Source organism: Shewanella algae (genome assembly GCF_009183365.2).
Taxonomy (GTDB): Bacteria; Pseudomonadota; Gammaproteobacteria; order Enterobacterales; family Shewanellaceae; genus Shewanella; species Shewanella algae.
In genome coordinates, this window is sequence record NZ_CP068230.1 from 2,423,953 (window position 1) to 2,449,265 (window position 25,313).

Genomic DNA, 25,313 nt, shown 5'->3' on the forward strand with positions numbered 1-25,313 from the left:
TTGCGACTGTTTACCCTGATATAAAACCTCAAAGCGCCTTTAAAAGGCGCTTTCTTTTTCTCCGGAACATGGAAGAGCACAATAAAACTTGCCGTAATTTACTCTCAGAGACATTTTGACGACTTTCAGTTTGCCATGCTTAATGCGTCTCCAACTTACAATTGCGGGACATTTGCATGCAAAGCGGCTCTTGAGTTATCAAACGACTCTTTTAACCTTTTATACCGCAGTTTTAGCGTATGGTGCATCGCGAACTTTCCCATTGGCACAGAGTCTGAAAGCTTAATTCGGCCCCATGAGCGATGTCGGAACCGATAAGGGAACCTTAAGATAAAATTGTTATATTAACATTTAGTTAACCATAAGTTAAAATTGCTGGGCCTTGCATCAATTTTAACCGTCATTTAGGAATGAGTGTGTTGAATCCCATCTCTGTCAATCGCCTGACCTTTGTACTGGCACTGTTTTTTGTGGCCGTGTTCAATGTGCCTTTTTTTACCATAGTCAAACAGGGGCTCGAGAACCAAGCGCATGTGGACCCTTTGTTTGTGGCTACTATTCCCATCTTCTTGATCTCGGCTTTGGGGATACTGTTTTCCCTGTTCAGCTTTAAATATATTCTCAAACCTTTTTTTATTGTGCTATTGCTGTGTTCATCGGGGGTATTTTTTGCCGCGTTCAAATATGGCGTAGTATTCGATACCGGCATGATAGAGAATACCTTTCAGACCAACAGCGCCGAGGCCTTGACCTATGTGAACTGGGCATCGATATTAAATCTGCTGTTGACCGGGGTGCTGCCGGCAGTGCTCTTGTATCGTATCCAGATCGCCTATAAGCCCATAGGCAAGGAGCTGGCGTACAAGGCGCTGTACATTATAGCGAACATCCTCATCATAGTGGTGATAGCCTTTTTCTATATGCAGAATTATCTGGCTTTTGGTCGCAATAATGATGAAATCAAACGTTACATTGTGCCCACCTATTTTGTCGGCTCGGCGGCCAAATACATCAATCAGCACTACCTGCAAAAGCCGCTCGAATATCAAAAGTTGGGTACAGATGCCAAGCAGGTAAAACCAGCCGGTGAAACTAAACCCAGACTGATGGTGCTGGTGGTTGGTGAAACCGCCAGGGCGCAAAATTACCAATACTATGGCTATGACAGGCCAACCAATGTCTACACCAAGGCGATTTCACCGCTGATCTTCAGCGATGTCAGCTCTTGTGGCACGGCCACGGCAGTTTCTTTACCCTGTATGTTTTCCCGAATGAGCCGGGAAGATTATGACTCCCGCGCCGCCAAGGCTCAGGATACCGCTGTGGATGTGCTCAATCATGCCGGTGTGAAAGTGCAGTGGTTTGATAACGACAGCGGTTGTAAAGGAGTGTGTGACAGGGTGGAAAACAAGCTGATAGCACTGAACGCCGACCCCAAGCTGTGCGATGGCCAGTTTTGTCAGGATCAGGTGCTGCTTGATGAACTCAAACAAGCCTTGTTGCAGCCGAACAATGGCCAGGATCGGCTGATAGTGTTGCATATCATCGGCAGTCACGGACCTACCTATTATCTGCGCTATCCGGAACAATATCGCCGTTTTACCCCGGATTGCCAGCGCAGTGACATTCAAAACTGCAGCCGCGAGCAGCTCACCAATACCTATGACAACACGATTCTGTATACCGACTATATCGTCTCTCAGGTGGTCGAGCAGCTAAAGGGACGCAGTGGCGATTATGATACGGCAATGATGTATCTGTCTGATCACGGTGAATCCCTGGGCGAAAAGGGCATGTATCTGCATGGATCACCCTATGCCATAGCGCCGAGTGAACAAACCAGGGTGCCTTGGATGGCTTGGTTTTCCAAGCAATTCAAGCAGCAACTTGGGCTGAATGATGACTGCCTGGCAAAGGAAGCCGCCGCCAAGAGTGTTTCCCACGACAACCTGTTCGATACGCTGTTGGGGCTCTTCGATGTCAGCAGCAAGGTTTACCAGCCTGAGTTGGACTTGATTGCCCTTTGTCGCCGTTGAGCGAGTCTGCTCCAATTATCAAAAGAACCCGGCATTGGCCGGGTTCTTGGTTTTGAGGTGTGGTTGTTCACCTTCAATATAGAAGGGTTATGTGTCCTTGCCCGCAAGTTCCATGTGCATCTTGATCAGGTGTTCTTCCATATCAAAGGTGACAGTAAAGCCAAGACTCTTGGCGAGACTGGCCATATTGCGGTTCTCGAACATGGTGAAACCGGTTAACACCTGAGTGCCTGTGGTGCGGTAGTAGTTGATAAGCTTATCCAGCAGCAACTTGCCAATACCGATCCCCTGATGGGAACTGCGAACCGCCATGGCAAATTCCGCTTCTGTGTTATCAGGATCGATAGAGGCTCGCACGGCACCCAAGGTTTCCTCTTCGCCGTTTTCATCTCTTATGGTGGCGATAAACGCCATCTCACGGGCGTAATCTATTTGGGTCAGTACCGCCATTTCTTCGTGGGTCATACGCGAGCGCACCCCGAAATAGCGCTTGTATCTGTCTTCATCTGTCAGCGAGTTGTCAAAGTCCAGATGCTTGGGTTCATCTTCCGGCAGTATTGGCCGCAACATCACCTCAAGGCCGTTACGCAGTTTGGCTTTCTCTTCCAGCTCTTTGGGGTAGGGTTGAATCGCCAGTCGCCCGGCGTTATCCGTAACTTCCGGGTTAAGGCGCAGATTGACATCCAAGAGGGTAATTTTCTCGCCCGCCGCCAATACAGGATTAAGATCCAGGCTCTCGATTTCGGGGCAATCGATAATGAGCTGCGAAATCTGGGTCAACATCAGGCACAAGGCTCGCATATCCAAGCCTTGGGGCAAGTGACGATCGCGGATCTTTTGAGTCTTGAGCGCCTGGATCACCATATAACGTGCCAGTGCCATATTCAGTGGCGGCAAGGCGACGGCCGCATCCCGGGTGGGTTCCCACTCGGAGCCGCCTTCACCTAGCATGATGGCTGGGCCGAACACTGGGTCGTTGATTACCGCGACTCTGAGCTCCTGTGCGCCGGCGGTCAGCGCCATCTTTTGCACTATCATGCCTTCCACCGAGGCTGCAGGGTTGGAGGCGTGCACCCGTTCGACTATGGCCGCCGCGGCCTGATTGACCTCGGAAGCCGATGTGAGATTCAGCATTACCCCGTGAACGTCCGATTTATGCAAAATATCCGGTGATTGCACTTTCAATGCCACGGGATAACCGGCCTTCTCGGCAATGGCCACGGCTTCGGCCGCATCCCTGGCAAACCAGGTATCTATGGTATCCAAGCCATAGGCGTTGAGTATGTTGCGGGCATCATGGGTTTCCAGTACCCGTTTGCCCTTGGCTATGGCTTGCTGCAACAGACTTCTGGCGGTAGTGCTGTCTGTTGGGATAGTGTCAGGTATAGATTGCGGCACTTCCTGCAGCAGTTTTTGGTTACGGCGATACTCCACCATATGCATAAAGGCGCGCACGGCGCCCTCGGGTGTGCGGTAAGTTGGGATCCCCGCCTTGGAAAAGTGCTTTCGAGCCCGGTAAGCGGCATCTTCACCGCTCCAATTGGTTAAGATGCTCACCCGGTTACGTTTCGGGTGCTGTTTGACGGTGTCAATCAAGGCATCGGCTATGGTGACGCTTTCGCCAAGGGCAGAAGGGGAGTGCAATACCAGGATGGCGTCCAGCTCATCACTGTCCATTAATACCGACAGCGCCTGGCTGTAACGCTCGGCGCCGGCATCACCTATGATGTCCACCGGGTTTTGCCCGGACCAGGTAGAGGGCAACAACTGCGAGAGTTTCTCCACAGTGGTGTCGGACAACTGTGCCAGCTTGCCACCCTTGAGTACCAATTCATCCACCGCCAGCACGGCGGGACCGCCGCCATTTGATAAAATACACAGGCGCTCGCCATTGAGCGGGTTGAGGTGAGCCAGACTCTCGAGCGCGGCAAATAGCTCAACCAAGTCGGTGACCCGCAGCATACCGGCGCGGCGAAAGGCGGCCTCGTATACGGCATCATTACCGGCAATGCCACCTGTGTGCAGTTTGGCGGCATTGCCACCCTCGGCGCTGCGGCCGGATTTGATCACCAAAATAGGTTTATGCCGGGCCGCGGCTCTGGCTGCCGACAGGAAGTGGCGCTTCTCATTGACCGAATCTATATAAAGCATGATGGCGCTGGTGCGGGAATCGCGGCCGAGAAAATCCAGCAGCTCATCGAAGTCTATGTCTGTGGCATCACCGAGGGAAATAAATGAAGAGAAGCCTATCCCTTTGTTGTTGGCCCAGTCGAGCACTGTGGTGCAGATGGCTGCAGACTGGGATACAAAGGCGATTTTGCCGGGCAGGGCACCGGCATGGGCCAGGCTGGCATTGAGTCCCTGGGGCGGCAACATCATCCCCAAACTGTTGGGGCCGAGGATCCGCATGCCGTAACGTCTGGCGTTGGCTTGAGTCAGTTCAAGCAGGTTTTCGCCTTGTTCGTTTAATTCATCGGCCATACCGGAGGCCATGATGATCGCCACTTTGCAGCCAAATTGTGCCAGGGTTTCCACTATCGCCGGTACGCTGGAGGCGCGGGTACAGATGATGGCCAGGTCAGGTTTGATCGGCAAAGACTCAATATTGGGATAGGCCAGCACGCCCATAACCGCGTTATACTTGGGCGTTACCGGCATAATTGGCCCGGCAAAGCCCCCCGAGAGCAGGTTTTTCATTACCACATTGCCCGCGCGCTTGTCGCGATTGGACGCGCCAATGACGGCGATGGACCCGGGTTTGAACAGCGTGTGCAGAGTACGTTGGCTCATGAATTTCCCTGTCGGCAAAGGACCTTGTCTATGCTCCATGATTCCATGGCCGGTGAAAGTAAGCAATATGCAAAAAGTCGGGCTTGATTTACAAAAATACCATGCAGTAGAGGTGTTTACTCTTTCAACGGGAATGAAAAGACAAGAGCAAGAGGAAACGCAAATTGGAATGGCGGGAAAGGGGAATTTTAGGCATAAAAAAACCTGCTTAAAGCAGGTTACTTGGTACACCCGAGTGGACTCGAACCACCGACCCCTACCATGTCAAGGTAGTGCTCTAACCAGCTGAGCTACGGGTGTATTGCATGATTTTCATTTTTGGCACTCTGAAGAGAGTGGTACACCCGAGTGGACTCGAACCACCGACCCCTACCATGTCAAGGTAGTGCTCTAACCAGCTGAGCTACGGGTGTATTGCGTTTTTCAGGCTGTCGCCCTCGAACGAGCGCTATATTAAGGGCGAGCAGCCGCCAGTTGCAAGTAAAAAAACACAAATTTTTATTGAATGGCGAATTGCTGCACAACTTGCTGCAGCTTTGATCGCATTCGGCTTAATTCGTGCTCTCGTCAGAGATAACCGCGAACTGTTTGCCACTTTTCTGGATATATCTCAGACGGATAGCAAAGAGTATCGCGGCTACGGTCAAGCCGGCGATAAGCCCAATCCAGAATCCGTGTGCTCCCATGGCGGGTACCAGAAAATCGGTATACGCCAATACATAACCCAGGGTCATCCCCACAGCCCAATAAGCAAACAAGGTGATGAAAAAGGCGCTGCGGGTATCCTTGTAGCCACGAAGGGCACCGGCCGCAACCACTTGTACCGAATCTGACAACTGATATAGAGCAGCCATCAGCATCAGACTGCCTGCCAGAGTGACCACTTCTGGGTTGTCATTATAGAGCAGGGCAATCTCATACCTGAATACCACAGTCGCCACCGCGGTGAGCATGGCCAGAGAAAAGGCGATAGCCAATCCCACCTTGGTCACCAGTGCCGACACATCACTCTGACCCCGGCCTAGGTAATAACCGACCCGAATAGAAACGGCTATGCCGATGGAGAGTGGCAACATAAATACAATCGAGGAGAAATTCAGCGCAATTTGGTGCCCGGCCACGACAGTGGCACCGAGAGGCGCCAGTAACAAGGCGATCACCGCAAACAGACTGACTTCAAAGAACAGCGCCATGGCAATAGGCATGCCCAGCTTGGTCATCTCCATAATGGTGTGCAAATGGGGTTTGTGAAACGCCTTGAAGGGAGCCAACTCGCTAAAGCGTTTATGCCACTGCATATAGATGGCCATGGCCAGGAGCATGGCCCAAAACACCAAAGCGGTAGCGACACCACAGCCGGCGCCGCCCATGGCGGGCATGCCAAAGTGACCATTGATAAAGATATAGTTGGCCGGGATATTCACCGCCAGGCCGACAAAACCTATGATCATGGTCGGCAGCGTATAGGAGATCCCTTCGCTGCAGCCCCTGAGCACTTGATAGAGCACAAAGGCCGGCGCCCCCCAGAGAATGCCGTCAAGATAACCTATGGTCAGGCGCTTGAGCTCAGGCTCCAGTTCCATCCAATCCAAAATATGTGGCGCAGATGCCAGAAACAGCATCACACCCAAGGCGCCGGTTATGGCAATATAGGCGGCCTGAAAGGCAAGCGGTTGAATCGCCTTTTGGTTGTTTGCACCGTGATGATGGGCAAACATGGGAGTAAATGCCAGCAATAGGCCTTGAACGAACAGAATGGCCGGTAGCCAGAGACTGGTTCCGACAGCGACGGCTGCCATGTCGACAGCACTGACTCTGCCGGCCATCAGGGTATCGATAAACCCCATCATTGTCTGGGTAAGTTGTGCAATAAGCACAGGCAAAGCCAGTTGAACTAAGCGTTTGGCCTGAAAGCCGGTGTGATTCATGAAAGCAGCCCTAACAACTAAGCGAGTGAGAAAATGTTTACAGGTATTGTTCAAGCCAAGTGTGAAATCTTGGCGATCGAGAAAAAGCCCGGGCTAAATACCCTCGAAGTCGCTCTGCCTCCCGCCTTGCGCGAGGGATTGGAAATAGGAGCGAGTGTTGCCAACAACGGTGTTTGCCTGACGGTAACCCAGCTTGCTGATGATAGGGCGTTTTTCGACGTAATGGAAGAGACTCTGGCGGTGACTAATCTGGTCGGACTAAGGGTTGGTGACAAGGTTAACATAGAGAGGTCACTCAAGTTTGGTACCGAGCTAGGGGGTCACATTCTTTCCGGCCATGTGCATACCCAGGCGCAGTTGGTGCATCTGGATATCAGTGACAGCCATTACAATATGCAGCTGGAAGTGGCCGAAGAGTGGTTGAAGTACATCTTCTATAAGGGCTTTATCGGTATCAATGGATGTAGCCTCACCGTTGGCGAGGTCAAAGGCAATCGCTTTATGTTGCATCTCATTCCTGAGACTCTCAGACTGACCAATCTGCAAGACTATCGGGAAGGGGATTGGCTGAATATCGAAATTGACAGTCAGACCCAAACGATAGTGGATACGGTCGAGCGCGTACTAGCTCAACGACACCAGGCTTAATTGTCGCCGATACACTTCATTCGCGGCCGCACTCGTCCTATATAAGCAGCCTGAAACGGGGTTTTCAGTAGAGCTGTTCGTCATCGCCATCGACGTACAGCTCTATCATGTGCCTTTGGTCATTGATATGCATCCGCATATGGATAGGGTTGCAACATACCCGGCAATCATTATAGAACTCCTGATCGCCGCCGCTGGCGTCGAGCTCCACCTTTTGATGGTGGCCGCAATGGGGGCAGCAGATAGTCTGACTCTTGAGTTGCATGGCTTCCTCCTTTGTCCGGTAGCGCTATGCCCTTTGGACGATAGAACCTCATATCACAACACAGTTCAAGTATAGCCCCAGGCTGTGAGCAAAAGCTTGTCCCTTGAGTGTTTTTGGGTTGCGCAGGCAAGGGCTTATCCCGTAAAATTGCCAGCCTGCCCGGCGGAGACCTTAAGGCTCCTGTACTGCCTTAACCCAAGGGCTAAACACTTTTTTTAATTGATAACCAAGTGGCCCTACGTGTGGGTCACCACTGGACAAGGAATTTTCATGCCTGTAATTACACTTCCCGATGGGAGCAAACGCGAGTTTGCCAACCCAGTCTCTACACTCGATGTTGCTGCTGATATTGGTCCCGGTCTGGCGAAAGCCTGTATTGCCGGACGAGTCAACGGCGAGTTAAAAGATGCCTGTGATCTGATCGAAACAGATGCAGAACTGTCGATCATCACGGCCAAAGATGAAGAAGGGCTGGAAATCCTTCGTCACTCTTGCGCACACTTGTTGGGTCATGCGATCAAACAGCTGTGGCCTGAAACCAAGATGGCGATTGGTCCTGTTATCGATAACGGCTTCTACTATGACATCGACCTGGAGCATAAACTGACCCAGGAAGATCTGGAGAAGCTGGAAAAACGTATGCTGGAACTGGCCAAGACCAACTATGACGTGGTCAAGCGTGTGGTCAGCTGGCAGGAAGCCCGTGATACTTTCGAGTCTCGCGGCGAGCCTTACAAGATGGCGATCCTGGATGAGAACATCAGCCGTGATGCCACTCCGGCGCTGTATCACCATGAAGAATACACAGATATGTGTCGCGGTCCCCATGTGCCCAACATGCGCTTCTGTCATTTCTTTAAGCTGATGAATGTTGCCGGTGCCTACTGGCGCGGTAACTCAGACAACAAGATGTTGCAGCGTATCTATGGTACTGCCTGGGCCGACAAGAAAGCGCTCAAGACTCACCTGACCCGTCTGGAAGAAGCGGCCAAGCGTGATCACCGTAAAATCGGCAAGCAGCTGGATCTGTACCACATGCAGGAAGAAGCCCCTGGTATGGTGTTCTGGCACAACGACGGCTGGAGCGTATTCCTTGAGCTTGAGCGTTTTATTCGCCAGAAGCTGAGCCAGTACGACTATCAGGAAGTGAAAGGTCCACTGATGATGGACCGCGTGTTGTGGGAACGTTCCGGTCACTGGGATAAATACGCCGAGGCGATGTTTACAACCAGCAGTGAGAACCGCGAATACGCCATCAAGCCGATGAACTGCCCCGGCCACGTACAGATTTTCAACCAGGGCCTCAAGTCCTATCGTGATCTGCCGCTGCGGATGGCTGAATTCGGCTGTTGTCACCGTAACGAGCCCTCGGGTGCCTTGCACGGTCTGATGCGGGTTCGTGGTTTTACCCAGGACGATGCGCACGTATTCTGTACTGAAGAGCAGGTGCAATCCGAAGTCAGCAAGTGTATCAAGATGGTGTACGACACCTATTCCACTTTCGGCTTCAGTAATATCGTAGTTAAGCTTTCCACTCGTCCAGAGAAGCGTATCGGTGACGATACCATGTGGGACAGGGCAGAAGAAGCTCTGAAACAAGCGCTGCGCAGCAACGATATCGAATTTGAAATACTGCCAGGTGAAGGTGCCTTCTACGGCCCTAAAATCGAATTCACTCTGCATGACTGCCTGGATCGCGCCTGGCAGTGCGGTACAGTGCAGCTCGATTACGCCTTACCGGGACGCCTGGGCGCGACTTATGTCGCCGAAGACAACAGCCGTCAGACTCCTGTGATGATCCACCGTGCGATTTTGGGCTCTTTGGAGCGATTCCTCGGTATCCTCATCGAAGAGTTCGCGGGCCGCTTCCCAACCTGGCTGGCTCCTATGCAGGTTGTTGTTATGAACATAACAGACAAACAAGCTGATTATGTTGAAGAAGTAGTCGAATTCTTCAAGGAACAGGGCATACGCGCCTCTAAAGACTTGAGGAATGAAAAAATAGGCTTTAAAATACGCGAGCACACTTTGAGGCGGGTTCCTTATTTGCTGGTCATAGGTGATCAGGAGATGGAAAATCGGGAAGTCGCTGTGCGTACCCGAGACGGGGTGGACTTAGGCAAGATGCGAATCGATGATTTCGCCGCTAAGGTCAAGCAACAAATTTCACTCCGTAGTCTTGAATTGTTGGAGGATTAGGTCATAAAGATCAAAAAATCAGCAGGCCGTCAGGCGGCCCCGAATAGAATCAATGAAGAAATTACCGGCGTACCAGAGGTACGTTTGAATGGCGTGGATGGTGAAGCCATTGGTATCGTCAGCATCAAAGAGGCTCAGGAAGTAGCCGATGAGGCAGGTCTGGATCTGGTTGAGATCAGTCCTAATGCTGAGCCGCCTGTATGCCGTATCATGGACTACGGTAAATATCTGTTCGACAAGGCAAAAGCCCAGAAAGAACAGAAGAAGAAGCAGAAACAGATCCAGGTGAAGGAAGTTAAATTCCGCCCTGGTACTGATGAAAACGACTATCAGGTAAAACTACGCAACCTGATTCGTTTTCTGGAAGATGGAGACAAAGCGAAAGTTACGCTGCGTTTCCGCGGACGCGAAATGGCACACCAGAACCTGGGTATGGATCTTCTGAACCGTATCAAGGGCGATCTGGAAGAGTATGCGGTTGTTGAATCTTTCCCGAAAATGGAAGGTCGACAAGCCATCATGGTGCTGGCGCCCAAGAAGAAATAGCAGGGCAATCCTGAAAAGTAGCAAAGGTCTACGGGCCTTTGCTCGCCTTGCGTTTTATTAATGTCCCAATGCGGAGTTTTAGTAATGCCTAAAATGAAAACCGACAAGGGTGTAGCGAAGCGTTTTAAGAAAACCGCCAATGGTTTCAAGCGTAAGCAAGCCCATCTGCGTCACATCCTGACCAAGAAGAGCACCAAGCGTAAGCGTCATCTGCGCGCCAAGTGTTTAGTTGCCAAAGCTGACGTGCCTATGATCGCACGCCAACTGCCATACGCTTAATTAGGAGGAATTGAAAAATGCCAAGAGTTAAGCGTGGTGTAACTGCACGAGCTCGTCACAAGAAAGTTCTTAAACTTGCCAAAGGTTACTATGGTGCCCGTTCACGTACTTTCCGTGTAGCGGTACAGGCCGTAACCAAAGCAGGTCAATATGCTTACCGTGACCGTCGCCAGAAGAAACGTCAATTCCGTCAACTGTGGATTGCACGTATCAATGCGGCTTCTCGTCAGAATGGTCTTTCATACAGCCGTTTCATCAACGGTCTGAAAAAGGCGTCTATCGAAATCGATCGTAAGATTTTGGCAGACATCGCTGTATTCGACAAAGTAGTGTTTGCTACTCTGGTAGAAAAAGCGAAGGAAGCACTGGCAAACTAATCTCTCAGGAGATAAGTTGTAGTTGCTGTTAAAAAGGGACCTAAGGTCCCTTTTTTCATACCTGTGATTTGCCTATGCTTCAATGCCTCAGACAAAAAAGCCAGTCATCAATGACTGGCTTTTTCAGTATATTGGCAGAGCTTATTTCTGAGCATCCAGGAAGCGCTCGGCATCCAGAGCCGCCATACAACCGGTTCCGGCTGAGGTGATGGCCTGACGGTAGTGCTGATCCATCACATCGCCGGCGGCGAATACGCCTTTGACGCTGGTCTGGGTGGCATTGCCGTTGAGGCCGCTTTCGACCTTGATATAACCGCCATTCATCTCCAACTGGCCTTCGAAAATACCTGTGTTGGGGCTGTGGCCAATGGCGACAAACACCCCGGCCACTTCCAAATCGGAAATACTGCCGTCTTTGGTGCTCTTCATCTTGAGTCCGGTCACGCCCATGGCATCGCCGGTCACTTCATCCAATGTCTTGTCCAGGTGCAGAACTATGTTGCCGTTTTCGACTTTGTCCATCAGACGGTCGATAAGAATTTTCTCAGAGCGGAAGGTATCACGGCGATGGATCAGGTGTACTTCGGCAGCTATGTTGGAAAGATAGAGTGCTTCTTCAACAGCCGTGTTACCACCACCGATAACGGCCACTTTCTGATTGCGATAGAAGAAACCGTCACAGGTAGCACAAGCAGATACACCACGGCCCTTGAAGGCTTCTTCAGATGGCAGACCAAGGTACTTGGCGGATGCGCCTGTGGCTATGATCAGTGCATCACAGGTGTATTCAGCGTTGTCACCTTTCAAGGTGAAAGGGCGCTGTTGCAGGTCCACTTCATTGATATGGTCGAAGATAATTTCGGTATCGAATTTCTCGGCATGCTTTTGCATCCGTTCCATCAGCGCAGGACCTGTCAGGCCTTCGGCATCGCCGGGCCAGTTTTCGACTTCGGTCGTAGTGGTTAACTGGCCACCCTGCTGGATACCTGTGATCATCACAGGCTTGAGATTGGCGCGGGCAGCATAAACGGCTGCGGTATAGCCTGCGGGGCCTGATCCCAGGATCAAAAGATTACAATGTTTGGCTTGGCTCATTTTATTCTCCGTGCCTTGGCAAATTGCAGCGATTGTAGGTAATTTACCCCTAAGGGTAAAGCGCCAGGAATAGAATCTTCAAGATTGACTTAATCGAAAAAAAGGAGCCCAGAGGCTCCTTTAAAGCGATTAGTTGATTTGCTTACTGTAACAGTTCGCTGGCAGCGGTATAAGCCATATTGTGGGCTTCGGCGACTTCCTTACAGGTGATCTTACCGTGCATCACGTTAAGACCATTCAGCAAGTGCTTGTCAGACAAGAGCGCGTCGCGGTAACCCAGACGGGCCAGCTTGAGAATGTAGGGCAGGGTAGCGTTGTTCAGGGCAAAGGTGGAAGTACGTGCCACGGCGCCCGGCATATTGGCTACACAGTAATGCACGACATCATCGACGATATAGGTAGGATCCTGGTGAGTTGTGGCATGAGAGGTTTCCACACAGCCCCCCTGATCTATGGCGACATCCACTATGGCGGCCCCAGGCTTCATCTTCTTGATGTGCTCACGGGTAACCAGCTTGGGCGCTGCCGCGCCGGGGATCAACACGCCACCTATGACCAGATCGGCCTGCAATACATGCTTTTCAATGGCATCGGCCGTCGAGTAAATAGCCTTGACCTTGGAGCCAAACTGAACATTCAAACGACGCAGCGCGTCGATGGAGCGATCAAGCACCACTACATCGGCCCCCATGCCCACCGCCATTTGCGCCGCATTGGTACCTACCATGCCGCCGCCGATAATCACAACTTTAGCCGGTTCAACCCCTGGGACACCGCCGAGCAACATGCCCAGGCCGCCCATGGATTTTTCCAGCGCCATGGCACCGGCTTGGATGGACATGCGTCCGGCCACTTCTGACATGGGGGCCAGTAAAGGCAAGCCACCACGGTCATCGGTAACCGTTTCATAAGCGATACAAACAGCGCCGCTGTTGACCAGTTCTTCAGTTTGGGGCAGATCGGGGGCAAGGTGCAGATAGGTAAAGAGGATCTGGTCATGGCGCAGCATGGCACGTTCTACGGCCTGTGGCTCTTTGACTTTGACTATCATCTCAGCCTTGGCAAAAACCTCGGCAGCCGTGTCCAGAATAGACGCCCCGGCATCGATATAGTCCTGATCGGTAAACCCAATCCCATTACCAGCATTCGTTTCGATAAAAACCTGATGACCATGCATAGTCAATTCGCGTACGCTGGAAGGTACCATACCCACGCGATACTCATGGTTTTTGATTTCCTTTGGAACACCAATTATCATTTTCGAGCCTCAATATACTAAAAAACCCACTTTTAATGGGCATAATTGTTATTTTATAGTGACCTGAACGTGATCAATTCAGGAAAGTCTAGTATAGTATTGCCCGGGCAGATTATGCTGCTAAACTTCCGACATACGCAAAATTAAATGTTGTTTTAGTGATAAAACAAGGTTAAAAATATGGTAAATAATAAAAAGAGTCCTGTAAAAGACTTGGATCGTATCGATCGTAACATTCTTAATGAACTGCAAATTGACGGTCGCATTTCCAACGTTGAGCTTTCCAAACGTGTTGGTTTGAGTCCAACTCCCTGCCTTGAACGCGTCAAGCGTCTCGAAAAACAAGGTTACATTAACGGCTATACCGCACTGGTTAACCCGCACTTTTTGGGCGCATCCTTGTTGGTATTTGTCGAGATCACCCTCAACCGGGATACTCCGGAAGTCTTCGATAAGTTTAATCGCGCCGTGCAGCTTTTGGATGATATTCAGGAGTGCCACCTGGTATCGGGCGATTTCGATTATCTGCTAAAGACACGGGTATCCGATATGTCTGCCTATCGTAAATTGCTGGGCGAAACCTTGCTGAAGCTGCCTTCAGTGTCCGACACCCGTACCTACGTGGTGATGGAAGAGGTGAAGCAGACCAGCAAAGTGGCCATCAGTATTTCTGCTGAAGCCTAAACCTCGATTGTTAACGAGGGTAAAAGGGAGCCACAATGGCTCCTTTTTTGATCTAGGTTGTTTACTTTTTATCCCAGGCGGCGAGGCAGCGTAAAAAAATGCCGCTATCCACTTGCTTTTAGAGGCTTTCGAAGGCTTATTCGCTGCACATTCAGGTTGATTCTGGTATCTTAAATCCATCTGTTTTTCGTTTGCTTATGGAAATCGCATTTGTCTCAGGGAAATAGCGTCAGAACCCTCAGCGGCCTGCAACGTCTGCTGGAAGGGGGGCTTATTCTGTGCTGCATGGTCGCCATCTATATATTGTTGGCGCTGGGCAGCTTTCATCCCGGTGATCCGGGCTGGAGTCAGTCTAACTATCAAGGGGAGATCGAAAATGTCACCGGTGCCGTAGGTGCCTGGCTGGCCGATGTCCTGTTCTATTTCTTTGGCTATACCGCCTATCTTATTCCGATCATCATTGCCGGAAGCGGTTGGTTGATCTTCAGGCGTGCCCACAGACTGCTGGAAGTGGATTACTTTTCGGTCGGCTTGCGCCTGATTGGCTTTCTGTTGATGGTGCTGAGTCTGGCAGCCTTGGCCAGTATGAATGCCGGCGATATCTATGAATTTTCGGCCGGTGGTGTAGCTGGAGATGTAATAGCTCAGGCTATGCTGCCTTACTTCAACCAGTTGGGTACCACACTGCTGCTGCTTTGCTTTGTCGGCGCGGGTTTTACCCTGCTGACGGGAATAAGCTGGCTTACCATAGTCGAGCTCACCGGCTTGGCAACTATCTGGTGTTTTCGCAAGCTCAAGCAGTTGCCTGCACGTCTGTCAGGCCCGAAAGAAACCGAAGATACCCGCGGTTTTATGTCGGTAGTGGACAAGTTCCGTCGCGAGCGCGATGAAGTTGAACCAGAAGAAGTGCTCGAGGAAGATGACGATGAAGAGGTTATTGAAGCCCCCGTTAAGAAACCCGGGCTGCTGAGTCGTTTCCGTAAAAAGGATCAGCAAACTCTGGAGCGAGAAGCCGCGGAGATGGCCGATGAGAACACTGATACTGAGCCCAAGCGTCAGGGCAGGGTAGAGCCGGTGCTTTCTGCAGGTGTTGCCGGAAGTGCGACTGCCAAGGCTGCGGGCATTTCTTCGGACAATGCCGAAGACACGCCACCTTGGCAGAATAACACCGAGGGAAGCGATACAATCGACTTTGATAAGCGGGTCTCAACCGGTGCCATCAGCCATAAAGAGCGGCAATTGCAGACCCAGAAAGCCAGGGTTGAAAACGGTATTATTATTTTACCTGGTGAAGAGGGCGCTTCCAAAGAGCATAAACAACCCATGGATCCCTTGCCGAGCATCTCGCTGTTGGATGTGCCTAATCGCAAGAAAAACCCTATCAGTGAAGAGGAGCTGGATCAGGTAGCGCGTTTGGTGGAAAGCAAACTTGCAGACTTCAACATTACCGCGCAAGTGGTTGGTGTCTATCCAGGTCCTGTGATTACCCGCTTTGAGCTGGACTTGGCCCCTGGGGTCAAGGCTTCAAAAATCTCTAACCTATCCAAAGATTTGGCGCGTTCGCTGCTGGCTGAAAGCGTGCGGGTGGTTGAGGTTATTCCGGGTAAGGCCTATGTGGGGCTGGAACTGCCCAACAAGTTCCGCGAAACCGTATTCATGCGTGATGTGCTCGATTGTCAGGCGTTCAAGGACAGTAAATCCAATCTCACCATGGTGCTGGGACAAGACATTGCCGGCGATCCGGTCGTGGTGGATTTGGCCAAGATGCCGCACCTTTTGGTTGCAGGTACCACAGGCTCGGGTAAGTCGGTTGGGGTCAACGTGATGATCACCAGTCTGCTGTATAAGTCCGGCCCTGAAGATGTGCGCTTTATTATGATAGATCCCAAGATGCTGGAGCTTTCTGTCTATGAAGGTATTCCGCACCTCTTGTGTGAAGTGGTCACGGATATGAAAGAGGCCGCCAATGCGCTACGCTGGTGTGTCGGTGAGATGGAGCGGCGTTACAAACTGATGTCGGCGCTCGGGGTACGTAACCTCAAGGGCTTCAATGCCAAAATCGCCGAGGCCAAGGCTGCCGGCGAGCCGATTTACGATCCTATGTGGAAGTCTAATGAAAGCATGGAAGATACGGCACCTGAGCTCGACAAGTTGCCCTCTATCGTCGTTGTCGTGGACGAATTTGCCGACATGATGATGATAGTCGGCAAGAAGGTGGAAGAGCTGATTGCCCGTATCGCCCAGAAAGCCCGCGCCGCCGGTATTCACCTTATTCTGGCAACCCAGCGCCCGTCTGTGGATGTGATAACAGGCCTTATCAAGGCCAACATCCCCACTCGAATCGCTTTCCAGGTTTCTTCCCGTATCGACTCGCGCACCATTTTGGATCAGCAGGGCGCCGAAACTTTGCTGGGGATGGGTGATATGCTCTATCTGCCCCCGGGTACCGGCGTGCCTAACCGAGTTCACGGCGCCTTTGTGGACGATCACGAAGTGCATGCCGTGGTTGCCGATTGGCATGCCCGCGGTAAGCCTCAGTATATTGATGAAATACTGCAGGGTGCCAGCGACGGCGAGCAGGTGTTACTGCCCGGTGAAGCACCTGAAGGCGGCGATGATGAGCTGGATGCACTCTACGATGAGGCCGTTGCTTTTGTTACCGAAACCCGCCGCGGCTCTATCTCCAGTGTGCAGCGCAAGTTCAAGATAGGCTATAACCGCGCCGCCCGCATCATAGAGCAGATGGAGCTTCAAGGGGTGGTCAGTGCCCAGGGGCATAATGGTAACCGCGAAGTATTGGCTCCACCACCGCCAAGATAAGACAGATTTGAGGTATAGATGAATAAAAGCATTATGTTTCTTGCTCTGGCCGTCAGCCTACCTGTAATGGCCGATGATGCCGGTCTGCTCAGAGAAAAGCTAGATGCCATCGCCGGCTTGAAAGCCGACTTCCAACAGCAAGTCACAGATATCAATGGCAAGCTTATTCAGCAAGGCAGCGGCGAGCTCGCCTTGGCGCAGCCGAATCAGTTTTACTGGCATCTTCAGCAGCCGGATGAATCTGTGATAGTCGCAGATGGCAAAGACGTTTGGATTTATAACCCGTTCGCCGAGGAAGTGAGCGTACTGGCGCTAGAAAATGCCATTGCCGCTTCGCCCATGACGCTTTTGGTGCGCCGCGACGAGGCCAGTTGGGCTCGCTATAACATCACTCTGGACAAAGAGTGTTTCCAGATAGCGCCCAAGACTGAAGAGGCCGGAGTACAACAGGTCAGCGTCTGTTTCAAGGATGACACTTTGACCCGACTGGCACTGAAAGACACTCAGGGTAATCTCAGTCAGTTCAACCTGAGCGAGCAACAGCCGCTGACAGATAGCGACAAGAGATTGTTCCAATTTGAGGTTCCCGAAGGCGTTTCCATTGACGATCAGCGCCCGGGGCAGGAAGGTTAACCTTGTCCAGCCTGAGCTTTGATTTTGCCCCCGACTTTCGGCCCCTGGCGGCAAGAATGCGCCCGGCGACGCTGGAGCTGTACGTTGGTCAGCAACATCTGTTGGGACCTGGGCAACCGCTGAGACTGGCACTGGAGGCCGGCAAGGCTCATTCCATGATGTTCTGGGGGCCGCCGGGTACCGGCAAGACTACGCTTGCTGAACTGATAGCTCATTATGCCAACGCTCATGTGGAGCGGATTTCTGCGGTCACATCCGGGGTGAAAGAGATCCGCTCGGCGATAGAACATGCCAAAAACGTGGCGCAATCGCGCGGCCAGCGCACCTTGCTGTTTGTCGATGAGGTGCACAGATTCAACAAGAGCCAGCAGGATGCCTTTCTGCCTTTTATTGAAGATGGCACAGTAATTTTTATCGGCGCCACCACAGAAAACCCTTCGTTTGAAATTAATAACGCCTTGCTCTCCAGAGTGCGGGTATATCTGATTAAGCGTCTCGATGAAGCCGAGATTGCTAACATAGTGACCCAGGCCCTCGCTGATGAAGAGCGTGGTCTTGGCAAACGCCGGTTGCAGATGCCGCCGGAGCTGATGGCCAAGTTGGCGACACTCGCCGATGGCGATGCCCGCAAGGTTCTCAACCTGGTGGAGCTGATGAGTGACATGCTGCCGGATGGCGGTAGTTTTACCGAAGACATGCTGGTGCAGGTGGCCGGTGAGCAGTTGGCAGGGTTCGATAAGAATGGCGATCAGTATTACGACCTGATCTCAGCCGTGCACAAATCGATTCGCGGCTCGGCGCCGGATGCGGCGCTCTATTGGTTTTGTCGCATGCTGGAAGGGGGCTGCGATCCCCTGTATGTCGCAAGACGCCTGTTGGCGATAGCCTCTGAAGATGTGGGGAATGCCGACCCTACCGCGATGACAGTCGCCCTCAACGCCTGGGACTGTTTTCACCGGGTCGGTCCGGCAGAGGGCGAGCGCGCCATAGCGCAGGCGATTGTTTATCTGGCCTCGGCGCCCAAGAGCAATGCGGTGTACACAGCCTTTAAGGCGGCCAGGCAACTGGCCCGGGAAACCGGCCAGCAGCCTGTACCCATGCACTTGAGAAATGCGCCGACCGAGCTGATGAAATCCATCGGCGCCGGTGAGGGCTATCGTTATGCCCACGATGAGGCCAATGCCTACGCCGCCGGCGAATGTTATTTCCCCGAAGCCTTGGCCGATAGCCGTTTTTATTATCCGACCGAGCGGGGGTTTGAGAAACGGATCCGCGATAAGTTGGCGCAGCTTTGCCAACTCGACAGTCAAAGTGAGAACAAAAGGTATGATTAATCTGACCGTTGTTGCCCTTGGTGGTGCAACCGGCGCAGTTTTGCGCTACCTGATATCGATATTTGTGCTCCAGCTATTTGGCAGTGGTTTTCCTTTTGGTACACTGGCTGTTAATGTACTTGGCTCATTTCTGATGGGGATGATATATGCACTGGGGGAACTCAGTCATATCAGCCCTGAGATCAAGGCGCTGGTCGGTGTCGGATTTCTTGGTGCACTGACAACCTTCTCAACTTTCTCAAATGAAACCTTACTGCTGATACAGGGAGGTGAGTTGCTAAAGGCATTTCTGAATGTGGCGTTGAACCTGGGACTGTGCCTGGCCATGGTTTACCTGGGACAACAGCTGATTTTTTCACGTGTATAACTGATAAGACAAGTAGACATGTTAGATCCAAAATATCTGCGTAATGAACTCGCAACAACTGCGGAGCGTTTGGCGACCCGCGGTTTTATCCTCGATGTAGACAGGCTGACCAAGCTGGAAGAAAAGCGCAAGTCGCTGCAGGTGGAAACCGAAGAGCTGCAGGCCAGTCGCAATGCCATCTCCAAGTCCATAGGTCAAGCCAAGTCCCGCGGTGAGGACGTTGCCCCTATCATGGCGCAGGTAGGTGATCTCGGCAGCCAGTTGGACAGCAAAAAGCAGGAGCTGAGTGCACTGCTTGAAGAGCTGGATGCTATTGCCATGAGCATTCCCAACTTGCCGGATGAATCTGCTCCCGTGGGTGCAGATGAAAACGACAACGTGGAAATCCGCCGCTGGGGCACGCCAAGAGAGTTTGACTTTCCGGTAAGAGATCATGTGGATCTCGGTGAACTGCTCAAAGGACTGGATTTCAAGAGTGCTGTTAAGGTAACAGGTTCGCGCTTTATCTTTATGCAGGGCCAAATTGCCCGTATGCACCGCGCTCTGGCGCAGTTCATGCTGGATTTGCATACCCAGGAGCACGGCTACACGGAATGCTATGTGCCTTTACTAGTTAACGAAGCCAGCCTCAAGGGCACAGGCCAACTGCCCAAGTTTGGTGAAGACCTGTTTCACACCAAACCGGCCACAGAGGAAGGTCAGGGGCTTAGCCTGATCCCAACTGCAGAAGTGCCGCTGACCAACCTGGCCCGCGATACCATACTGGATGAAGCCGAGCTGCCAATCAAGTTGACTGCTCACACACCATGCTTCCGCAGTGAAGCTGGCTCTTACGGTAAAGATACCCGCGGCCTTATCCGCCAACACCAGTTTGACAAGGTCGAAATGGTGCAGTTGGTGAAGCCGCAGGATTCTGAAGCTGCATTGGAAGAGTTGGTTGGTCACGCCGAAAACGTACTGAAGAAGCTGGGGCTGCCGCACAGAACTATCGTCCTGTGTACCGGTGATATGGGCTTTGGTGCCGCCAAGACCTACGACGTTGAAGTCTGGGTTCCGGCTCAAAAAACCTATCGTGAGATCTCTTCCTGCTCCAACGTGCGTGACTTCCAGGCGCGGCGCATGCAGGCCCGTTATCGCTCCAAAGACGACAACAAGCCCAAGCTTATCCACACTCTGAATGGCTCAGGACTGGCGGTTGGTCGTACTCTGGTAGCCATTTTGGAAAACTACCAAAATGCCGATGGCAGTGTCACAGTACCTGAAGCCTTGCGCAGCTATATGGGTGGCATTGAAAAAATAGGTTGATGGGTGAGGTCATATGGATAAAGGTCAGCGCTACCTGCGCTGGCTTGCCTACGTGGCCGTCATCGCAGTTTTTTCTGCCCTGTTTTTAGCCACGCTCGGCAAGGCAGCCATGCTGGTATATGAGAATTTAAAATAGTTATGCAAATAGTAAGAAGCCCCGAGAACCGGGGCTTTTTTGTGTGCAGAATCGAGTCGCTTTAAATACACTTGGCCGGTTTGGGCAGCCCGGCAATCTTGGTTGCCTGCTTGGCCGGCCCCATCGGGAACAGAGTGTAGAGGTACTTGGAGTTACCTTTCTCCGGCCCCAGTGCCTGGCCGATTGCCTTAACCAAAACCCGAATAGCCGGGCTGGTCTTGTATTCAAGATAAAAGTTCCGCACAAAGTTAACCACTTCCCAGTGGGCATCGGTCAGCTCTATCTCTTCGCCTGCGGCGATGACAGGCGCCAGCTCGGGCGTCCAATCGGAAACCTGCTTCAAGTACCCTTGAGGATCGGTCGCTATCTGCTTGTCATTGAATTGAATGAAATCTACCACGAAATAACCTTTGTATGAGCCAATGTCAGCGCTACCAGCGCCGGATAATCCAACTGTTCATAATTACCAAGAAAGTCCTCGAGCCCGCGGGCTTTGACGTCATCGGCCACCAGCACCACTTTAAAAGGGGACAGTGCCATGGCCCATTGACGTTTCAGCAGGGCGCTTACTGCATCGCCGGCCAGCAGAAACACGTCTGTCTTGCCGGCATATCTCAGTGCGCAGGACAGCGCAGTGTCGCGCGCTGCCGATGTTTGTATTTGGTGTAATATCATCAGAAAACCATAACCTCATCGGCATCCAGCAGGGCCTGGCGGATCTGCTCGTTATCACAAATGGTGGCAGGAATAACCAGTTCGGTGCGGCCAAGTCCCAGCTCCTGCAGCGATTGTTTACAGACCAGTACTGTCTCTATGTCATAGAGGGGCAGCGCACCCAAGGTGGCGATATAATCCTTGCAGCCGATAAGCTCAGGTTGCTGTTGCTTCAGCAGCGTAAGCACGCCTTCATCGGTAAATATCAGGCTCACCTCTTGCTCGAAACTGGCGCTCAGCAGCGCCAGATCCAGGCCTTCGCGGCCGGAAGCCGACCCATGCGGTGCTCGGCGAAAGATAATGGCTAATTTCTTCATTAAAAACTCACCAGACGATCACTCTTTTCAAGCCCGGTGACCAACTCGCCAAGCCCTCCCATGGTAAATCCAGCGGCGAGATTGGCACTCGCTTTGGCGTTATCCTTGGCATCCTGTGCTGAAAGCACACCGCGGCGCAGGGCGGCAGAGACGCAATTCACCAGATTAAGCTGCCACTCCTTTGCCAGCTGCAGCCAGGCGGCAGTTAAGTCCAATTCGTCGGACGCCGGCGCGCATAGCGCATTGGACTGGCTCACCCCATCCTGATAAAAGAATACGCAGTGAACCTCATGGCCTGCTTGCAGGGCAGCCCGGGTATACTTGAGTGCATGGAAGCCAGCCGCCGGGCCGTAGACACTGCCATTCACCATAATAATAAGTTTGCTCATACCAAAAAAAATGACCCTGAATTAGGGCCATTTTAACCTATTTTCCGTCCCGAGGGGATCAGTCATCGCCACCGGCACCCATCAGGTGCAGCAGGCTGATAAACAGGTTGAGAAAATCCAGGTACAAGGCAATGGTAGCGCGAATATAGTTGGTCTCACCACCATTGACGATACGGCTGGTATCAAACAGGATAAAACCTGTCATCAGCAGGGCGATACCCGCATTGACTGCCATAAATACCGCGCCGTTACCGACAAAGATATTGATCACCGCAGCGGCTATGACGACCACCAGACCGGCAATCAAGAAGCCGCGCATAAAGGAAAAATCTTTCTTGGTGGTCACGGCATAGGCCGACAGGGCGACGAAGATGGCTGATGTCAGACCAAAGGCCTGAATAATCAGCTCAGGGCCGTTACTCATACCGGCGTAATGATTGAGGATATAACCCAGAGACGCGCCTTCCATACCGGTAAAGGCGAACACCCAAAAGATCCCGGCGGCGGATTCCGCTTTTCTCAGGGTGACGAACAGCAGCACCAAGCCACCGATGGAAAGTCCCAGTGACATCATGGGGCCGATACCCATCGCCATGGCGATGGCGGCACATACGGCTGAAAAACCTATGGTCATTGCCAGCAGCATGTAGGTGTTTCTGAGCATTTTATTCACTTCCATAGTGGAAGTTTGGCTCGAATAAAGGGTTTGCTGAGTCATTTGCTTCTCCGAAGGTTGACTGACATAGCCCGGGTTTGGCGATCCGGCTAGTTTCCATGTTAGAGCAGTTTAAACCGTATATGGTTCCACTGCAGGTTTCCTGTTATAGATTGTGCCATTAAACACTGAATCTTTTATGAATTAAAGTCAGGCGAGCCACTCTCTGTGCAGTTTTTCGGTATCGCCCAGATAATCCAGTACCCATTTGAGCGCCGGCGACATCTTGTTGGCATTCCACGCCAGGCAGCAGGAGCTTGCAGCCAGGGGAGTGGCCAGCTGTTTTTCCACCAGGGCACCGGCGCGAATAAAGGGGCTGGCCAGGTGTACCGGCATGTAACCTATCCCCAAGCCTTCACGGAAGCAGTTGATGGCGCGGATCCAATCCGGCACCACCAAGCGGCGCTGATTGTCCAGCAACCAGGTGTGGCGCTTGGGGATCTCTCTTGAAGTATCGTCCAGGCAAATAGAAGGGAAAGGCCGGAGCTCTTCATCTTCCAGAGGCCGGTCGATAGCGGCCAAAGGGTGGGACTTGCTCACCAGAAATGCCCACTCGATATCGCCCATGTCTCTGTGATGGTAGGCGCCGCCGACCGGAATGGCAGTGGTAGCGCCTATGGCAACATCGCTGCGACCGGTAGACAAGGCTTCCCAGACGCCGTTGAATACCTCAATACGGATGATCAGCTCCACATCGGTGAAGTGGCGATAGAAGTCGGCAATCAGCACACTGATCCTGTCTGCCCTGACGATATTGTCCAAAGCGATGGACAGAGTCGGTTGCCAGCCATTGGCCACCCGCTGGGTTTCCCGTTTCAGGTCGTCCAGTTGCTTGAGCATAATCCTGGCTTCCTTGACAAAGTGAGCCCCGGCGGGCGTCAAACTGACGCTGCGGTGATGGCGCTCAAACAGCACGACTCCCAGTTCTTCTTCAATCTGCTTAATGGCATAACTCACGGCGGATGGCACCTTGTGCAACTTGTTGGCTGCGGCGGTGAAACTGCCAAGGTGAGAAACAATATCGATAAGTTGCAACGATTGTTCAGAAAGCATGGCGATTCCTTGCTGTGAGATTATTTGAAAGCATAGGTCAAAAATAAACGTTTCACCTCGATTGAGCAAGGCTTTAGACTGCTCCGGCATTCATATTAATTTTGTCTTAAGTTGTAATCAGGTTGTATATGACTCTTAAATATTTCATGTTTTTATGCTATCTCGCGCTCCTGAGCATGTTGGCTTTCATCGCGACCGACATGTATCTCCCAGCATTCAAAGCAATTGAAGGCTCGCTTGGCGCCAGCTCATCTCAGGTGGCCATGTCCTTGACCTCTTTCCTGGCCGGATTGGCCTTGGGGCAACTGCTTTACGGCCCTCTGGTGCAGCGTTTCGGGAAACGCAATTCACTGCTAGGTGGCTTGGCGCTGTTTGCCCTGGCGACAGTCAGTATAGGTTTCAGTGACAATATCATCATGCTCAACTGTGCCCGTTTCTTCCAGGCGATTGGTGTCTGCAGTGCTGCCGTCATTTGGCAGGCTTTGGTGGTAGAACAGTATGATGCCAAAGATTCACAGCGCATCTTCTCCAACATCATGCCCTTGGTGGCCTTGTCACCGGCCTTGGCACCCATTCTCGGCGCCAAGGTGCTTGGGCATCTGGGCTGGGAAGCGATTTTTTTCATTTTGGCGGCGACGGCAACGGCATTGATGGCGCTGACTATGGTGTTGGTGAAGCCGGCAAATGAAGGCACGGCCAAAGCTGAAGAAAAAGTGGCCTATAAGACCTTTTTCAACAACACAGGTTATTTGGGCAATGTGCTCATCTATGGTGCTTGCTCAGGGGCTTTCTTTGCCTATCTGACACTCTGGCCGATAGTGATGGAACAGCACGGTTATGAAGCAGACGCCATAGGTTTAAGCTTTATTCCGCAAACCATCATGTTTATTGTCGGTGGCTATGCCAGTAAGCTGCTTATCCGCAGGGTAGGCAGCGAGATGACGCTTAAACTGTTGCTGGCGCTGTTTGGTTTGTGTGTGTTGGCGATTGCTTTGGCGACTTTGGTATTCAAGGCGCAAACCATCTATCCATTGCTTATTGCATTTTCTGTGCTGGCCGCGGCCAATGGTGCCATTTATCCGATAGTGGTTAACAGTGCGCTGCAACATTTCAGTCAGTGCGCCTCCAAAGCGGCCGGGCTGCAAAACTTTTTACAGATCACCTTGGCATTCGGGGCATCAAGCCTGGTTGCTGTGTGGGCCACGGCCGGGGAAACTGCTATTGCCTGGGGGATCCTGGGTTGTAGTGTGCTGGTATTTGCTGGCTATAAACTGCGTCAGTTTGCCGGCTGGTCGCAGGTGAGGGCAGGTTTTACCAAGCCGGATCCCGCTCGTTTGGCGCTGCATGCAGAAGAATCGCCCAAAGACTGAGTGCAGATTGAGCAAATAGATAAGGCCGTGACATTTTCTGCTTTACAGTCTCATA

25 protein-coding genes and 2 tRNA genes are annotated in these 25,313 nt (G+C 52.0%); 14 read left to right on the top strand and 13 right to left on the bottom strand.

Annotated elements, in window-relative coordinates; all coding sequences use genetic code 11:
• The first annotated feature begins 410 nt into the window (after window positions 1–410).
• Complete coding sequence (locus E1N14_RS10760) at window positions 411–2,036, top strand: phosphoethanolamine transferase (protein WP_025009722.1); 1,626 nt, start codon at window positions 411–413, stop codon at window positions 2,034–2,036.
• Window positions 2,037–2,123: 87 nt separating this feature from the next.
• Here the strand turns inward: E1N14_RS10760 and E1N14_RS10765 are convergent, their stop codons facing one another.
• The 4 genes from E1N14_RS10765 to E1N14_RS10780 all read right to left on the bottom strand — a co-directional run bounded on the left by E1N14_RS10765 (window position 2,124) and on the right by E1N14_RS10780 (window position 6,754).
• On the bottom strand, window positions 2,124–4,826 hold the full coding sequence (locus tag E1N14_RS10765) for a bifunctional acetate--CoA ligase family protein/GNAT family N-acetyltransferase (protein ID WP_062793678.1): 2,703 nt from the start codon (window positions 4,824–4,826) through the stop codon (window positions 2,124–2,126).
• Window positions 4,827–5,049: 223 nt separating this feature from the next.
• Window positions 5,050–5,126, bottom strand: a tRNA-Val gene (locus E1N14_RS10770).
• Between the two features lie 36 nt (window positions 5,127–5,162).
• Window positions 5,163–5,239: transfer RNA gene (locus E1N14_RS10775), tRNA-Val, on the bottom strand.
• A gap of 138 nt (window positions 5,240–5,377) precedes the next feature.
• Window positions 5,378–6,754 (bottom strand): MATE family efflux transporter, encoded by a 1,377-nt coding sequence (locus E1N14_RS10780; RefSeq protein WP_025009723.1) that lies wholly within the window; start codon window positions 6,752–6,754, stop codon window positions 5,378–5,380.
• Window positions 6,755–6,787: 33 nt separating this feature from the next.
• Between E1N14_RS10780 and E1N14_RS10785 the strand changes: the two genes are divergently transcribed.
• Window positions 6,788–7,402 (top strand): riboflavin synthase, encoded by a 615-nt coding sequence (locus tag E1N14_RS10785; protein ID WP_025009724.1) that lies wholly within the window; start codon window positions 6,788–6,790, stop codon window positions 7,400–7,402.
• Window positions 7,403–7,466: 64 nt separating this feature from the next.
• Here E1N14_RS10785 and E1N14_RS10790 read toward each other — a convergent pair whose 3' ends face one another.
• Window positions 7,467–7,667 (bottom strand): CPXCG motif-containing cysteine-rich protein, encoded by a 201-nt coding sequence (locus tag E1N14_RS10790; RefSeq protein WP_025009725.1) that lies wholly within the window; start codon window positions 7,665–7,667, stop codon window positions 7,467–7,469.
• A 270-nt stretch (window positions 7,668–7,937) separates the two neighbouring features.
• On the opposite strand from E1N14_RS10790, the gene thrS reads away from it, so the two are divergent.
• From thrS to rplT, 4 genes are all read left to right on the top strand, one after another.
• The gene (gene thrS, locus E1N14_RS10795; RefSeq protein ID WP_025009726.1) at window positions 7,938–9,866 is read left to right on the top strand and encodes a threonine--tRNA ligase; all 1,929 of its coding nucleotides are present in this window, start codon (window positions 7,938–7,940) and stop codon (window positions 9,864–9,866) included.
• 3 nt (window positions 9,867–9,869) lie between these two features.
• A complete protein-coding gene (gene infC / locus E1N14_RS10800; protein WP_037436578.1) occupies window positions 9,870–10,412 on the top strand; it encodes a translation initiation factor IF-3 in 543 nt (180 codons plus the stop codon).
• Between the two features lie 84 nt (window positions 10,413–10,496).
• Entirely contained in the window at window positions 10,497–10,691 is a 195-nt protein-coding gene (gene rpmI / locus E1N14_RS10805) for a 50S ribosomal protein L35 (RefSeq protein ID WP_025009728.1), read from the top strand.
• 17 nt (window positions 10,692–10,708) lie between these two features.
• On the top strand, window positions 10,709–11,068 hold the full coding sequence (gene rplT, locus E1N14_RS10810; protein ID WP_025009729.1) for a 50S ribosomal protein L20: 360 nt from the start codon (window positions 10,709–10,711) through the stop codon (window positions 11,066–11,068).
• Window positions 11,069–11,209: 141 nt separating this feature from the next.
• Here the strand turns inward: rplT and trxB are convergent, their stop codons facing one another.
• Together trxB and ald are read right to left on the bottom strand one after the other, a co-directional pair.
• Window positions 11,210–12,163, bottom strand: coding sequence for a thioredoxin-disulfide reductase (gene trxB, locus E1N14_RS10815; protein WP_062793677.1), 954 nt, complete (start codon window positions 12,161–12,163; stop codon window positions 11,210–11,212).
• A 142-nt stretch (window positions 12,164–12,305) separates the two neighbouring features.
• Window positions 12,306–13,421, bottom strand: a complete 1,116-nt coding sequence (gene ald, locus E1N14_RS10820; protein ID WP_025009730.1) for an alanine dehydrogenase — start codon at window positions 13,419–13,421, stop codon at window positions 12,306–12,308.
• Window positions 13,422–13,601: 180 nt separating this feature from the next.
• Between ald and lrp the strand changes: the two genes are divergently transcribed.
• The 7 genes from lrp (at window position 13,602) to E1N14_RS22160 (ending at window position 20,700) form a co-directional block, all read left to right on the top strand.
• On the top strand, window positions 13,602–14,105 hold the full coding sequence (gene lrp / locus E1N14_RS10825; protein ID WP_025009731.1) for a leucine-responsive transcriptional regulator Lrp: 504 nt from the start codon (window positions 13,602–13,604) through the stop codon (window positions 14,103–14,105).
• A 210-nt stretch (window positions 14,106–14,315) separates the two neighbouring features.
• Window positions 14,316–16,925 (top strand): DNA translocase FtsK, encoded by a 2,610-nt coding sequence (locus tag E1N14_RS10830; RefSeq protein ID WP_025009732.1) that lies wholly within the window; start codon window positions 14,316–14,318, stop codon window positions 16,923–16,925.
• 18 nt (window positions 16,926–16,943) lie between these two features.
• The gene (lolA, locus tag E1N14_RS10835) at window positions 16,944–17,558 is read left to right on the top strand and encodes an outer membrane lipoprotein periplasmic chaperone LolA (protein WP_025009733.1); all 615 of its coding nucleotides are present in this window, start codon (window positions 16,944–16,946) and stop codon (window positions 17,556–17,558) included.
• A gap of 2 nt (window positions 17,559–17,560) precedes the next feature.
• Entirely contained in the window at window positions 17,561–18,892 is a 1,332-nt protein-coding gene (locus E1N14_RS10840; RefSeq protein ID WP_025009734.1) for a replication-associated recombination protein A, read from the top strand.
• Window positions 18,885–19,259 (top strand): fluoride efflux transporter CrcB, encoded by a 375-nt coding sequence (gene crcB / locus E1N14_RS10845; protein ID WP_025009735.1) that lies wholly within the window; start codon window positions 18,885–18,887, stop codon window positions 19,257–19,259. The genes E1N14_RS10840 and crcB overlap by 8 nt, the downstream gene beginning before the upstream one ends.
• A gap of 18 nt (window positions 19,260–19,277) precedes the next feature.
• Entirely contained in the window at window positions 19,278–20,564 is a 1,287-nt protein-coding gene (serS, locus tag E1N14_RS10850; RefSeq protein ID WP_025009736.1) for a serine--tRNA ligase, read from the top strand.
• A gap of 13 nt (window positions 20,565–20,577) precedes the next feature.
• Window positions 20,578–20,700, top strand: a complete 123-nt coding sequence (locus E1N14_RS22160) for a hypothetical protein (protein ID WP_025009737.1) — start codon at window positions 20,578–20,580, stop codon at window positions 20,698–20,700.
• Window positions 20,701–20,761: 61 nt separating this feature from the next.
• On the opposite strand, the gene E1N14_RS10855 is transcribed toward E1N14_RS22160, so the two are convergent.
• From E1N14_RS10855 to punR, 6 genes are all read right to left on the bottom strand, one after another.
• Entirely contained in the window at window positions 20,762–21,100 is a 339-nt protein-coding gene (locus E1N14_RS10855) for a TusE/DsrC/DsvC family sulfur relay protein (RefSeq protein ID WP_025009738.1), read from the bottom strand.
• A complete protein-coding gene (gene tusB / locus E1N14_RS10860) occupies window positions 21,094–21,375 on the bottom strand; it encodes a sulfurtransferase complex subunit TusB (protein WP_025009739.1) in 282 nt (93 codons plus the stop codon). Before tusB ends, E1N14_RS10855 begins: the two co-directional genes overlap by 7 nt.
• Window positions 21,375–21,731, bottom strand: coding sequence for a sulfurtransferase complex subunit TusC (gene tusC, locus E1N14_RS10865; protein WP_025009740.1), 357 nt, complete (start codon window positions 21,729–21,731; stop codon window positions 21,375–21,377). The genes tusB and tusC overlap by 1 nt, the downstream gene beginning before the upstream one ends.
• Window positions 21,731–22,120, bottom strand: coding sequence for a sulfurtransferase complex subunit TusD (tusD, locus tag E1N14_RS10870; protein ID WP_025009741.1), 390 nt, complete (start codon window positions 22,118–22,120; stop codon window positions 21,731–21,733). The genes tusC and tusD overlap by 1 nt, the downstream gene beginning before the upstream one ends.
• 58 nt (window positions 22,121–22,178) lie before the next feature.
• Window positions 22,179–22,838, bottom strand: coding sequence for a Bax inhibitor-1/YccA family protein (locus E1N14_RS10875; protein ID WP_025009742.1), 660 nt, complete (start codon window positions 22,836–22,838; stop codon window positions 22,179–22,181).
• Between the two features lie 147 nt (window positions 22,839–22,985).
• Window positions 22,986–23,888: a DNA-binding transcriptional activator PunR gene (gene punR / locus E1N14_RS10880; RefSeq protein WP_028779875.1), complete on the bottom strand. Its 903-nt coding sequence runs from the start codon at window positions 23,886–23,888 to the stop codon at window positions 22,986–22,988.
• Between the two features lie 176 nt (window positions 23,889–24,064).
• Here punR and punC point away from each other — a divergent pair, with 176 nt between their 5' ends.
• Window positions 24,065–25,258, top strand: coding sequence for a purine nucleoside transporter PunC (gene punC, locus E1N14_RS10885; protein ID WP_243887044.1), 1,194 nt, complete (start codon window positions 24,065–24,067; stop codon window positions 25,256–25,258).
• Window positions 25,259–25,313: the final 55 nt, after the last annotated feature.